Source organism: Paracraurococcus lichenis, assembly GCF_030657435.1.
Taxonomy (GTDB): Bacteria; Pseudomonadota; Alphaproteobacteria; order Acetobacterales; family Acetobacteraceae; genus Paracraurococcus; species Paracraurococcus lichenis.
In genome coordinates this window covers 1-11,465 of the sequence record NZ_JAUTWS010000110.1, presented here as the reverse complement: position 1 = coordinate 11,465, position 11,465 = coordinate 1, and the positions used below count along the sequence as shown (strand labels likewise).

General features: G+C 73.8%; 15 protein-coding genes. 4 read left to right on the top strand and 11 right to left on the bottom strand.

Annotated features, from left to right (window positions below; all coding sequences use genetic code 11):
• The 4 genes from Q7A36_RS35525 to Q7A36_RS35510 form a co-directional block, all read left to right on the top strand.
• The coding region (locus tag Q7A36_RS35525; RefSeq protein ID WP_456306840.1) for a DUF411 domain-containing protein at positions 1-434 on the top strand (434 nt) is incomplete at its 5' end.
• A 12-nt stretch (positions 435-446) separates the two neighbouring features.
• Positions 447-698 carry a DUF2933 domain-containing protein gene (locus Q7A36_RS35520; protein WP_305108533.1) on the top strand — a complete coding sequence of 84 codons (252 nt, stop codon included), beginning with the start codon at positions 447-449 and terminating at the stop codon, positions 696-698.
• Between the two features lie 89 nt (positions 699-787).
• Positions 788-1,159, top strand: coding sequence for a hypothetical protein (locus Q7A36_RS35515; protein ID WP_305108532.1), 372 nt, complete (start codon positions 788-790; stop codon positions 1,157-1,159).
• 2 nt (positions 1,160-1,161) lie between these two features.
• Complete coding sequence (locus Q7A36_RS35510; RefSeq protein WP_305108531.1) at positions 1,162-1,539, top strand: hypothetical protein; 378 nt, start codon at positions 1,162-1,164, stop codon at positions 1,537-1,539.
• A 90-nt stretch (positions 1,540-1,629) separates the two neighbouring features.
• Here the strand turns inward: Q7A36_RS35510 and Q7A36_RS35505 are convergent, their stop codons facing one another.
• From Q7A36_RS35505 to Q7A36_RS35455, 11 genes are all read right to left on the bottom strand, one after another.
• Positions 1,630-2,955, bottom strand: coding sequence for an MFS transporter (locus Q7A36_RS35505; protein WP_305108530.1), 1,326 nt, complete (start codon positions 2,953-2,955; stop codon positions 1,630-1,632).
• A 13-nt stretch (positions 2,956-2,968) separates the two neighbouring features.
• Entirely contained in the window at positions 2,969-3,490 is a 522-nt protein-coding gene (locus tag Q7A36_RS35500) for a hypothetical protein (RefSeq protein ID WP_305108529.1), read from the bottom strand.
• The gene (locus Q7A36_RS35495; protein WP_305108528.1) at positions 3,487-3,765 is read right to left on the bottom strand and encodes a metal-sensing transcriptional repressor; all 279 of its coding nucleotides are present in this window, start codon (positions 3,763-3,765) and stop codon (positions 3,487-3,489) included. The genes Q7A36_RS35500 and Q7A36_RS35495 overlap by 4 nt, the downstream gene beginning before the upstream one ends.
• A 72-nt stretch (positions 3,766-3,837) precedes the next feature.
• Complete coding sequence (locus Q7A36_RS35490; RefSeq protein ID WP_305108527.1) at positions 3,838-4,911, bottom strand: Cj0069 family protein; 1,074 nt, start codon at positions 4,909-4,911, stop codon at positions 3,838-3,840.
• On the bottom strand, positions 4,908-5,579 hold the full coding sequence (locus Q7A36_RS35485; RefSeq protein ID WP_305108526.1) for a hypothetical protein: 672 nt from the start codon (positions 5,577-5,579) through the stop codon (positions 4,908-4,910). Before Q7A36_RS35485 ends, Q7A36_RS35490 begins: the two co-directional genes overlap by 4 nt.
• Positions 5,580-5,668: 89 nt before the next feature.
• Positions 5,669-6,061, bottom strand: coding sequence for a hypothetical protein (locus Q7A36_RS35480; protein ID WP_305108525.1), 393 nt, complete (start codon positions 6,059-6,061; stop codon positions 5,669-5,671).
• A gap of 167 nt (positions 6,062-6,228) precedes the next feature.
• Positions 6,229-6,981, bottom strand: a complete 753-nt coding sequence (locus tag Q7A36_RS35475) for a hypothetical protein (protein WP_305108524.1) — start codon at positions 6,979-6,981, stop codon at positions 6,229-6,231.
• A gap of 18 nt (positions 6,982-6,999) precedes the next feature.
• Positions 7,000-8,079, bottom strand: a complete 1,080-nt coding sequence (locus tag Q7A36_RS35470; RefSeq protein WP_305108523.1) for a YncE family protein — start codon at positions 8,077-8,079, stop codon at positions 7,000-7,002.
• Between the two features lie 6 nt (positions 8,080-8,085).
• Positions 8,086-9,006 carry a DUF1259 domain-containing protein gene (locus tag Q7A36_RS35465; protein ID WP_305108522.1) on the bottom strand — a complete coding sequence of 307 codons (921 nt, stop codon included), beginning with the start codon at positions 9,004-9,006 and terminating at the stop codon, positions 8,086-8,088.
• Positions 9,007-9,049: 43 nt separating this feature from the next.
• Positions 9,050-10,444: a chromate efflux transporter gene (chrA, locus tag Q7A36_RS35460; protein WP_305108521.1), complete on the bottom strand. Its 1,395-nt coding sequence runs from the start codon at positions 10,442-10,444 to the stop codon at positions 9,050-9,052.
• A complete protein-coding gene (locus Q7A36_RS35455) occupies positions 10,441-11,259 on the bottom strand; it encodes a sulfurtransferase/chromate resistance protein (protein WP_305108520.1) in 819 nt (272 codons plus the stop codon). Before Q7A36_RS35455 ends, chrA begins: the two co-directional genes overlap by 4 nt.
• Between the last annotated feature and the right edge of the window lie 206 nt (positions 11,260-11,465).

The following is an 11,465-nucleotide window of genomic DNA, read 5'->3' as shown; positions in this document are numbered from 1 at the left end:
GCAGGCGCGGCGTGCTCGGCATGCTGCTGGCCACGGCCCTGCCGTCCGGCAGTGCACGGGCGGCCCAGGGCACCCGTGTCGAGGTCTGGAAGGACCCGTCCTGCGGCTGCTGCGAGGGCTGGGTCCGCCACATGCGGCAGGCTGGCTTCGAGGTCGCCGTGCGCGAGGTGCCGGACATGCCGCCGATCAAGGCCGCCAACGGCCTGCCCGAGGCGCTGTGGTCCTGCCACACGGCCCGCGTGGACGGCTACGTGCTCGAAGGCCACGTTCCCGCCGCCGATGTCAGGCGCCTGCTGGCCGAGCGGCCGCGGGCCAGGGGACTGTCCGCCCCCGGCATGCCGCCGTCCTCGCCCGGCATGGACATGCCCGGCACGCCCTACGACGTGGTCCTGTTCGGCGCCGAGGGCGGCGACCGGACCTGGGCACGGCACTGAGGGGACACCGGGATGAGCGACCAACCCCGGCTTCCCTGGTGGCGCACCCGCGGCGGCGTGGCGGCGCTCGGCTTCGGCCTCGTCATCGCCTTCTTCGTCCTGCGCGAGCACTACGCGCACGCCCTTGGGCTGCTGCCCTACCTGCTGCTGCTCGCCTGCCCGCTGATGCACCTGCTGATGCCGCATCACGGGCATGGCGGGCACCAGCACGGCCGTGGGCAGGCGGAGGAAGGCGCGCCCCGCCGACGGGCGCCGGGCACGTGAACGGCGCGGGGTGCCGCGACTGGCTCGCCACGTCCAGGCGCTATCTGGTCGCGGCGGCCGTCGGGAACCTCGCCTGGGAGGCGGCGCAGATGCCGCTCTACACGCTGTGGCGCGACGGCTCGCCGGGCGGGATCGCCTTTGCGGTCGCGCACTGCACGGCGGGGGACGTGCTCATCGCAGGGTCGTCGCTGCTGGTCGCGCTGACGCTCTTCGGTGCGCCGGACTGGCCGCAACGGCGCTTTGCGGTGGTAGGCGCCGCCGCCATCGCATTCGGCCTCGGCTACACGGTCCACAGCGAACGCGTGAACCTCGCGCGCGGTGCCTGGGCCTACGCGTCGGCGATGCCCACGCTGCCATGGCTGGGAACCGGTCTGGCGCCGATTCTCCAATGGCTGGTCGTCCCCGCTGCTGCGCTGGCCTGGGCGGCCCACACTCCAGATCGGACTGCGACCGGGAGATGACGATGGCGCGGGCGGTCCCGGGTGGCGGCGCGGCCGCCATGCAGCGCCCGCACCACGGCAAGGAGGAAACCATGACCAGACTTCTGAAGGCTGGCGTGCCCATCACGGCCGTACTGCTCGCTGCGGGCCTTGCCGCTTGCGCGCCCCAGCAGCAGGCCACATCCGCGGCGGCGGCTCCGACCCCAGGCGCGGCGGCAGCCGCCAGCCCGGCGCCCGCCGCACCGGCCAACCATCAGGAGATGATGGCGCATTGCGCGGAGATGCGGCAGCAGGCGCGCGCCGGTGCCCCGGTCACCGCCGACATGCAGCGTATGATGACCTATTGCCAGCACATGGATCACGCCATGGGAGCCCAGCGCGGCCGATCCGGCTCACCCTAGCTCGGGAATGGCGCGGCACCGGCCGCGCCGCCCTCTCCCGTCCACACGCAGCACCCTCCGGCCCCGCGTCGATCTCGTGGGAAGTCGTTTTCAGCCGGGCCAATGGGGATGCCGGAAATCGATCACCAAGACGTGGCGGTGGCGGAAGCCGCCCTCGGCTACCGGCTCGGCGCCGACGAGATGGGCATCGTCCGGGGGTAGGCCGCGATGCGTGTGCTCCACCTCCTCGGTGTCATGTCGTGGCCAGGCCCAGGCAGCGACAGCCATGCCGATTGCGGCCAGGGCGGCGAGCATGAGGCATGTCACCGCCAGCCCCGCCAGGGCGCCGAGCCGGCCGGCGAGCGGGTAGGTGACCAGCCAGCAGGCATGGCTCAGGGCGAATTGCGCGGCGAAGAGGGCCGGCCGGTCGCCCGGGTGTGCGGACCGCCGCAGCAGCCGGCCGCTCGGCGTCAGGACCAGCCCGTTACCGAGGCCGAGCAGGGCCCAGATGGGCAGCAGGGCGGCCCATGACGGCGCGGCCGGCGCGGCCAGCAGCCCGGCAACCAGAAGCGCCGCGCCGGCCAGCATGGCCGTCCGGTCGCTCAGCCGCTCGCCGAGCAGCCGCGGCAGGGCGAGCGCGGCGGCCATGGAGCCGAGGCCGTAGGCGGCAAGCGTCCAGGCCACCTCGCTCTGACCCAGGCCGAAGCCGGCGCGCACCAGCACCACCGTGTTCACGATGACCATCGCGCCCGCCGCGGCCACCGACAGGTTCAGCGCCAGCAGGCCGCGCAGGCGTGGGGTCGCCAGGTAGAGGCGTGCGCCGCGTGTCGTGCGCGTCCAGGCTCCTTCGCCAGGGGCCGGCGGTGCCGGTGAGGGCAGCACCAGCGACGCCACCAGGACCGCCGAGGCCAGGAAGCCGAGCGCGTTCAATCCGAACAGCCAGTGGAAGCCGACAAGGCCGAGCAGTGCCGCGGCGATGGCGGGGCTGGCAAGGGATTCCAGGTCGTAGGCCAGGCGGGAGAGCGAGAGCGCCTTGGTGTACTCGGCCTCCTCGGGGAGGATGTCGGGAATGGTCGCCTGGAAGGTCGGCGTGAAGGCGGCGGAGCCCGCCTGCAGGACGAAGATCAGCAGGTAGACCTGCCAGGTTTCCGTCACGAAGGGCAGCAAGACGGCGACCGCGGCGCGCAGCAGGTCCAGCGCGACCAGCAGGGTCCGGCGCGGCAGGAGATGCACGAAGGCGCCGGCGACCGGGGCGATGCCGACATAGGCGACCATCTTGATGGCCAGCGCGGTGCCTAGCACCACACCCGCGTCGGCGCAGGCAATGTCGTAGGCCAGCAGGCCGAGGGCGACGGTGGCGAGGCCGGTGCCGAGCAGGGACAGCACCTGGGCGAGGAAGATGCGCCGGTAGGTCCGGTCGGCCAGGGGCGAGAGCATGTCGCCGGCCCGATCAGTGCGCGTGATCCCCGCCCTCCAACTCATGGGCGAGGTGATCGAGACCGAGATGGAGCAGCAGCGTGAAGGCCAGCGCCCCGCCGGCGAGCCGCCAGAGCGCCGCGCCGGCCGGTGCGGTCCGCTCGCGCGCCAGATAGGCCGCGAGCGAGAGCAGCACGCCGATCGGCAGCAGCGCCGCGGCGTAGTCCGGGAAATCGAGGAAGTGCTGGATGCCGCCGCTCAGCATGCCGAGGCCGAGCGAGAGCAGCACGCTCCAGCCGACATAGCGCCGCAGCCCTCCGCCGGGCCCTTCCAGCCCCGCGGCATGGCGCCGCCGGGCATCCGCAACCGACGCGATGATGAAGACCAGCACGCCCAGGCTGCCGATCAGCAGGTAGCGCGGCGGGTCGAGCGGCAGGTGCACCACCGACCCGCCGGTGAGGGCGACCCCAAGGTAGAGGGCGACGTAGAGGACGTACGGCTTCAGCGTCTCGGTCATGGCGAGCGTGGGCTTCCTGGCGATGGTCGCGCGGGTCACAGGTACTTCGTGATCACCTTGAAGGCCTCGATCGGCCCGCGCTGCGCGTGCGGCACGGCCCCGACCGCGTCGTCGAGGCAATGGTCGAGGTGGTCGTGAATCAGCATGCGCTTCGCATTGGCGATCGCCGCCTCCACGGCGTGGAGCTGCTGCGCGATGTCGAGGCACGGGCGGCCCGCCTCGATCATCTCGACGACGCCCTGCAGGTGGCCGGCGGCACGCTTCAGGCGCTTGACGACCTCGGGGTGGCTGGTGTGGCGGTGCGGGTCGGGCATGGCGCGGTCCTATCCCCCGGGAGAGGATAGGGGCAATCCGGCAGGATCGGCCTCGCGCTTCCGTGCAGCGGCTCAGACGGGGTGGCCGGCCAAGCCCGCAGACCGTGCCACCCGCGCTTCCGCCATGCGCGCGACGGCCGTGCGGACGATCGCGTCCACGGCCATGTCCGGGAAGGGCAGCACGGAACCGACGTTGATCTCGCATAGCACGTAGGTGTCGGCGCCGGCGGCGTCACGCGGACCGAGCAGGAAGTCGGCGTCCCAGACCGCCGGCAGGGCCGCGGGCGCCAGCCCGACGAGCCCCAGCATCCCGGGCAGCCAATCCTGCTCCATCGCCCGGCGCAGGCGGGCGAAGCGCGGTTCCGTGGCGGGGTTCATGGTCTTCGCGGACGCCATGCCGAGGGCCGGCACCGCCGCGCCCTGGGGCAGGCGGGGAAACTGCTCACCGAAGCCGACGACGGCGTTGCCGGACAGGTAGCAGCGGATCATCCCCTCGCCGACGCGCGGCTGGAAGACCTGGTCCACCACGCGGCCGCCGGCCTCGAACAGGGTCCGGCAGCGGGCGAGGAAGGCGTCGAGCGGCAGGTGCTCGACCGCATCGCTCGCGGCGGCCTGGACGGTCACCAGGGCGGCACCGGGTGCCGCCTGCACCTTCCAGACATCCTGCCCGTCATTGCCCCGGTTGCGCTTGAGCATCCGTGCCCGCCCGGGGGCGAGGCGGGCGGGGAACTCCCGCGCAAGCGCCTCGAAGCTCTCGTAGAGGTGGGTGTCGGCGCCCCAGCCCAGGCCGCGCGTTCGGACCAGCACCTCCTTCGTGCCCATCGCCAGGATCACGTCGGGATGGGCGCTCACCCAGACGCCGGCCGCCGCGACCTCACGCAGCATCGGGTCGAGGCGCGAGCGGTCCTGCCCGTCCGCGAGCGGATTCACCCAGACCATCGCGCCGTCACAGCCGAGCAGGCGGTCCCGCGTGGCCGCCACTGCCTCGTCGAACCAGGCGACCGGCTCGACTGTCACGCCCGCGGCGGCCAGGGCCGCCATGAGCGGTCGCAGGCGTTGCTGGTGGCGCGTCGGCTGGTCGGGCGCGCGCGGATCGCCGCGCCAGACCAGCGCAAGGCGCAGAGGAGCGGCCGGCGGCGCCGTCACGTCAATTCCTCCGCCTCGAGCGAGTCGAAATGGGTCAGGCTGTCGGCCTTGGTCCAGAGCCCGACCCCGCCCGCCTCCGCGAAGCTGCGATCCGTGGCGCCGAACAGCACCCGCCCGTCCAGCGAGACCTCCAGCCGGTCGCCCCGGATCGAGAGGCCGAGGCGCTGCCAGCGGTCCCGCGGCACCCGCGTATCCACGCCGGCGAACTGGATGCGCCTTCCGTCCACGACACGGTAGAGCCGGACATTGTCCTCTAGTGCATTGGCGCGGGCGACGTAGTAGTTGCGCGCGTCGCGGAAGCGCACGATGAGCCCCGCCGCCTGGTCCACCCGCCCGTCGAGCGGCCGGAAGGCGACCGAGGCCGCCACGTCGCGGGCCGCGAACCCCTCCGCGATCGCCACCGGGAAGCGCGTGTCGGTGCGGTCGCGGCTGGTCTCCGCCAGCACCTTCGGCCCGGCCGGCGCGGAGAAGTCCTCGACCACGACCCAGCGCGGCGGCGGCCCACCGCCCGTGAGGCCAAGGGTGAAGCCCGGCGGCGGGCGTCCGGTCGCCATGGCCTCGAAGTCCTGCCGGATGCTCCTGCCCTCGGCCTGCGCGGGTGCGGCCAGGAGCGCGCCCGCGGCCAGGACGACGCCGCGCCTGCCGATGTGCCGCTCGGGGTGCGCCAAGGGGTTCCCCCTCGCCGCCGATAGGTGGCTGTCCGCGCCATTGCATGTCGCGCCGGCCTGGCCGGGCCCAGCCCTGTGTCCTGATCGGGTCATTCGCACCGGAAGCTGCCCTTCGAGACATTCGCCGAAGCCGCCGGCTCCGCGGTGAATTTCGCGCCGGACGCGTTCCTCGCGCGGCAATATTGCTCGATGTCGGTCCGGAGGCGCGCGGAGTCCTCCGCCAGGTAGGTGACCGGCACCTCCGAAGCCGATTGCGGGCCGCAGGCGAAGCGCGCCCGGTGGAACGCTCCCTCCGGCGAGTTCAGGTAGTCGATGCCGAGCAGGACGGCTTCGCCGCCGCGCTCGCGGCAAAAGGCTGCCGCCTCGGCAGTCCGGCCGGCCATCGCGCCGGGCCGGAAGGTGCGCGCAAAGGGCTCTTCGGCGTGACCCGCGGTGGCCGCCGTGACGAGGAGTGCCGTGGCTGCAGCGACGATCCAGCGCATCCCTGTTCTCCCTGGACGTAGTTCGGTGGAACCAGTGCGGCATCGAATGCCGGGCGCGACGCGCTGACCGCCGCAGGGCGCCGGATCGCCCAAGTGCGGCCGCCCGCCGATCCGCCCGCCGCGGGCCACGTCCCCCGCGGGGCACTGTCTCGGCCACGGACGCCCGCTCACCATGCCGTCCAGCCGAAGGTCAGGCCGAGCCGTACCTCGCTGACGGCGTGCCCGTTCAGGCTCGCCTCGCGCAGCCCGAGGTCGAAGGACAGGTCCTCCCGCACCCGCCAGATCGCGCCGACGAGGCCGGAGACGATGGTCGTGATGCCGAACTCCCGCTCGACGAAGACCTCGGCGACCGGGCGCACCCGCCAGTCGGAGGGTCCCTCGACAATGGCGCCGAGGAAGAGGTCCGCCCGCTGCTCGTGCGTCAGCGCCGCCGCGAGGTTGAGGTGCATGGTCAGGCCGGACCAGTGCTGCGAGACGATGGCGGCCGCGGTCGCGCCGACGCCGCTCTCCTGGTGGATGCCCGGCAGCAGGAGCCCGAACTCGGTGGCGACGCTCGGCCCGGCTTTCTCCTGCAGCACGCCGTCGCGCAGCATTCCCTTCAGCAGCAGGGCATTGCCCGCGAAACTTGTGCGGTGGGCGGCGCGGGACAGCGCCTCCTGGCCGCGTCCTTGCAGCACGGCCTCCCAGCCCTCGGCCAGGCCGAGGTTCAGCACATAGGCGGGCGCGATCAGGCTCCGGTCGGAGCCGTCGCGCAGCACGCCCAGGGGGCCGAGCTCGAGCTCGAACTCCCCCAGCGGCGCCACGGCGGCGTCGGTGCTGTCGAAGGGCCGGTAGCCGAAGGCGGCATGGCTGGGCGCCAGCATGGCCGCGCCCAGCATCGCCGCCCGGCATGCCGGCCCGAGGCGGAATGGCGAGCGCATTGCCCGGATCCCTCCGCATCAGGTTGGCTCCGGCCGGAAGACCCAGAGCGCGGCGGCCGCGCCCTGGGCGGCGCGCACGGCCACGCAGAGCCGGTCGAGCGCGGGGACGAACAGCCCGGTGCGGGCGCCGGCGACCGTGGGCGCCCGCGCGAGCAACCGCGGCAGGCGCGCGGCGGCGCCACTGGCGGACGGATCTTCGAACACGTCCACTGTACCCTCGCCGCAGATCGCGTAGAGCCGGCGGCGGCGCGCATCGTGGAACAGGTCGTCGGTGTCGCCGCCGAGCGGCAGCCGGCCCAGCAGCCCGCCCCCGTCGAGGTCAAGCACCGCGAGCGCCGCCGGGTCGCGGTACCCGACGAAGAGCCGGCCGCCCGCCTCGTCCAGCGCCATGGGGTAGTTCGAGCCGAGGCCCGGCACCGACCAGCTCCCGATCTGCCGGCGCGCGATGCGGTCCAGGACCGCGACGCTGCCGCCGGCGCGAGGCAGGTTGACGAAGGCGCGCGGCCCGTTGGCCTCGAGCTGGAAGCCCTCGGGGTGCGCGGGCAGCGGGATGGATGCGCCGCTCGGCTGGCCGCTGGCCGAGGCCAGCGCGGTCAGCGCAGCCGCACCTGGCAGCAGCCCGAACACCGGCCCGCCGCCATGCCCGACCCAGACCAGGCCGCCGCCCGCCGGATCCAGGCGCAGGTTGTCGGCATCCCGGCCGAGCGGGATCGCGCCGAGCGGGCGGAGGTCCGCGCCGGCGTAGCGATGCACGGTCCCATCGCCCCCGTTGGCCACGAGCAGCAGCTCGGCCTCCGGCAGCCAGGCAATGCCCTGCGGCTCGTGCAGGCCGCGGAGCCGCTGGGTCACCCGGCCGGTGGCGAGATCGACGACGCCGACCGTGTCGTTGCCGAGCTCCGCCACGAAGACCCGGCGGCGCGCAACATCCGCGGCCAGGTGATCGATCCGCCCGGCGACGTCGCCGAGCGGGATGCGCGCCTCGACCTCCAGGGGCCGTGGCGCCGATTGCGCGCCGGCGCGGGCCGCCGCCCCGGCGGCGAGCAGCAGCCCGCAGGCGGCGCGGCGTCCGGGCCTGGAGCCATCTCCGGTGCTGCCCATGGCCGCCTACCCGCCGGCCGCGCGGCTGTTGGTGCGGTCGAGCGCCGCCCGCAGCCCGCGGCCGAGCTTCTCCGGCGCGTCCACCGCCCAGAAATGCATGAAGAACAGCCGCGGCTCCTCGCCGATCATGTGGCTGTGGATGGCGGTGACCTCGATGCCGTTCTCGATCAGCGCGCGCTGCACCGGCACGACCTCGGCGGCCGCCAGCACGAAGTCGCCGGTGATGGCGCCCTTGCCGTTCCCGGCCGCCTGCAGGTTGATCGCGGTGCCGAGGCCCATGGCCGGCGGGACCTCCGCGCCATGCTCCCGGATCGCCTCGGCGCGCGGCACGGAGACGGCGTAGACGCCGCCGGTGGCGCGCCCCTCGCGTCCCAGGGCACGGGCAAAGGCGGTGGTGTCCACCCCCTCGACGCCCTGGTCGCCGGCCGGCCCGGCCGCGCCCTGCAGCGGCGTGGCGCTCTCCTGCAAGGCGGCGCGCAGGGCGGAGGCCAGCTTCGCCGCCTCGCCCTGCCCGCCGACATGGAGGTACATCGTCGCGGGCTGGGCGCGCAGCAGATGGTTGTGCAGCGCCGTCACCTCGATGCCGCCCTCGGCCAGGCGGCGCATCACCGGCGCCACCTCGCTCTCGAGCAGCACGAGGTCGCCCATGACCATCAGGCCCTCGCCATGTGGCGCGAAGGCCACCCAGGAGCCGAGGGCGAAGCCCGGCCGGATCGGCACGCCGTCCAGCGCCACCTTCAGGTCCGTGCGCGGCATCGCCACGCGATAGATGCCGCCGGGCATCTCGGCACCCGGCTTGCCAAGGACCGAGGCGACGGTGCGTCGCCAGTCCGCATCGGCAGGGCCGTTGCCCTGCGCCCCGGCGACCACCGGCCAGCCCAGCGCGAGGCCGAGCAGCGCAACCCGGAATCCTTGTCTGCGCAGCATGCGAATGCTCCTCATCCGGTCCCGGTTGTCCCCCGAACGAGGCTCAGCCCCCCGGCATGAGCCGCATCACCAGGCCTGCCGCCGCGGCGATGCCGAGCGTCCGCAGCACGCCCAGCTTCAGCCGGAAGAGGCAGATGGCCGCCAGCACCGCGAGCCCGGCCGCCGCGGGATCGAGGCTGCCGGGCACCGGCACGTCCAGCGCCACCGGCCCCGCCCGCAGGGCGACGCGCTCATGGAACAGGACGCGCAGCGCGAACCACACGGCGAGGTTAGCGACGACGCCCACCACCGCCGCGGTGATCGCGGCGAGCGCGCCCGACAGCGCGCGGTTGTCCTGCAGCCGCTCGATCAACGGCGCGCCGAGGAAGACGAAGGCAAAGCAGGGCGCGAAGGTGACCCAGAGCGTCAGCACCGACCCGGCGACGCCGCCGGGAATGCCCGAGAGGCCGTCTGGCGCCCGGAACCCCGCGAGGAAGCCGACGAACTGCAGCACCAGTATGAGAGGGCCAGGCGTGGTCTCGGCTAGGCCGAGGCCGGCCAGCATCTCCTGCGGCGAGAGCCAGCCATAGGCCTGCACGGCATCCTGCGCCACATAGGCCAGTACCGCATAGGCACCGCCGACCGTGACGACCGCCATCTTGGAGAAGAACCAGGCGATGTCGGCATAGGTGCCGCCGACCGCCGCCAGCAGCAGCGCGACGGGCGCCAGCCACACGAGCAAGGCGATGCCGCCCGCCTGCCGCGCCGCTGCGGCGAGCCTTGCCGGGCGGCCCGGGTCCGCGGCCAGGATGGCGTCGATCAGGGCCGGGCCGTCGCGCCGCGCCTTGCCGTGCCCCGCCTGGGAGAAGGCGCCCGGGGCGAGATACCCGACGAGGCCGGCGGCGACGACGACCACGGGGAAGGGCAGGTTGAGCAGGACGAGCGCGGCGAAGGCGGCGACCGCCAGCACCCAGGCGGCACGGCCCTTCAGCGCCCGCCGCCCGATCCGCAGCAGCGCCTCGACCACCAGCACCAGCACCGCGCATTTCAGCCCGAAGAACAGCGCGGCGATGACCGGCACCTCGCCGAGGGTCGCGTAGATGAGCGACAGCGCCAGCATCACCGCGGCGCCGGGCAGGATGAACAGCAGCCCGGCGGCGAGGCCGCCGCGGACGCCATGCATGATCCAGCCGAGATAGGTGGCGAGTTGCTGCGCCTCCGGCCCCGGCAGCAGGGTGCAGAAGTTGAGCGCGTGCAGGAAGCGGCGGTCGCCGATCCAGTGCCGCTCGTCCACCACCTCCCGGTGCAGCAGCGCGATCTGCCCGGCCGGCCCGCCGAAGGAGAGGAGGCCGATCCTGAGCCAGACGCGGAGCGCCTCGGCGAAGGAGGGCAGGCGGGCGGCCTCCGGGGTGGGCACTGTCTCCAGGATGGCCTCGCTGCCCGGGGCGGTCGTGCTCATGCCCGGCCTCCCGGCGCCGGCCAGTTGTGGGTCTCGGCCGTGGCGTCGCGGGCCCAGCGATAGAAGGCGTCGTAGAGCACCATCGCCGCGTCGAGCTGGGCGAGGTCCTCACGGTATATCCGCGACAGCCCGAGCGAGGCCGCCAGCAACCCGGCCGCTTCCGGAGCGAGGTCGGGGCGGGCCGTGTCGGCGCCGCGGACGATCGCCGCCAGGCGGGACAGCGCTTCGGAGCGCAGGCCGAACTCCTCGACCATCACGTCGAAGGTGCAGAGCTCGCCCCGATGGCTCCAGAACACGCCTTCCACGTCGAAGGGGGTCGCGCCGAAGCGGTCCGCGACCGCCAGAACCTCGGACGGCGCAACAAAGAGGAAGACCGCCGCCGGATCCACGAAGCGGCGGATCAGCCAGGGGCAGGCAATGCGGTCGATCTTCGGCCGCGCTCGGGTCACCCAGAGGGTGCGGCCGACCGCGTCGCGCGCCGGCAGCCGATCCGGGCGAACCAGCGGCGCGCCGGCGGCGGCCCAGGCCTCGAAGCCGCCCTCGAGCACCTCGGCCGGCGTGCCGTAGTGCCGCAGCCAGGCGGCAACGCCCTGGCTGAGCTTCTGGCCGCGCTGGCAAACGACCACGACCGGCGTTGGCCCCACCCCGGCCGCCCAGTCGGCGACGCGGCGGTGGTCGCGCCGGAGCGAGGCAGGAAGGGTGCGAGGATCGGCGGCGAAGTCCTCATCCGTGCGGACATCGAGGATGCGCGGCGCCTCGGGCGTGCCGACGAGACGTGAGAGCTGCGGAGCGGTGATGATGTCGGGAGCAGGCATGTGCGTCCTCTCCACTGGCGCTGGGCGCCGGAGCATGGACGCGATGCTTGGGCCGAAGCCTCACGGGGCGATCGCGGAGGGCCCCTCGCCTCCAAAATGGGCCGTAGACGCCCTGGGCGTCAAGGCTCTCACAGCGTTCGAGCGCAGGGTGCCGCTCAGGCGCGTACCCCAGCGCGAGCACTCGATCGACTGCCACGACTGAATTG

Excerpts from the sequence above, each read along its gene's own strand:
- Q7A36_RS35520 (WP_305108533.1), top strand. The coding sequence starts at position 447 with ATGAGCGACCAACCCCGGCTTCCCTGGTGGCGCACCCGCGGCGGCGTG.
- Q7A36_RS35515 (WP_305108532.1), top strand. The coding sequence starts at position 788 with ATGCCGCTCTACACGCTGTGGCGCGACGGCTCGCCGGGCGGGATCGCC.
- Q7A36_RS35510 (WP_305108531.1), top strand. The coding sequence starts at position 1,162 with ATGGCGCGGGCGGTCCCGGGTGGCGGCGCGGCCGCCATGCAGCGCCCG.
- Q7A36_RS35505 (WP_305108530.1), bottom strand. The coding sequence starts at position 2,955 with ATGCTCTCGCCCCTGGCCGACCGGACCTACCGGCGCATCTTCCTCGCC.
- Q7A36_RS35495 (WP_305108528.1), bottom strand. The coding sequence starts at position 3,765 with ATGCCCGACCCGCACCGCCACACCAGCCACCCCGAGGTCGTCAAGCGC.
- Q7A36_RS35480 (WP_305108525.1), bottom strand. The coding sequence starts at position 6,061 with ATGCGCTGGATCGTCGCTGCAGCCACGGCACTCCTCGTCACGGCGGCC.
- Q7A36_RS35475 (WP_305108524.1), bottom strand. The coding sequence starts at position 6,981 with ATGCGCTCGCCATTCCGCCTCGGGCCGGCATGCCGGGCGGCGATGCTG.
- Q7A36_RS35470 (WP_305108523.1), bottom strand. The coding sequence starts at position 8,079 with ATGGGCAGCACCGGAGATGGCTCCAGGCCCGGACGCCGCGCCGCCTGC.
- Q7A36_RS35465 (WP_305108522.1), bottom strand. The coding sequence starts at position 9,006 with ATGCTGCGCAGACAAGGATTCCGGGTTGCGCTGCTCGGCCTCGCGCTG.
- chrA (WP_305108521.1), bottom strand. The coding sequence starts at position 10,444 with ATGAGCACGACCGCCCCGGGCAGCGAGGCCATCCTGGAGACAGTGCCC.
- Q7A36_RS35455 (WP_305108520.1), bottom strand. The coding sequence starts at position 11,259 with ATGCCTGCTCCCGACATCATCACCGCTCCGCAGCTCTCACGTCTCGTC.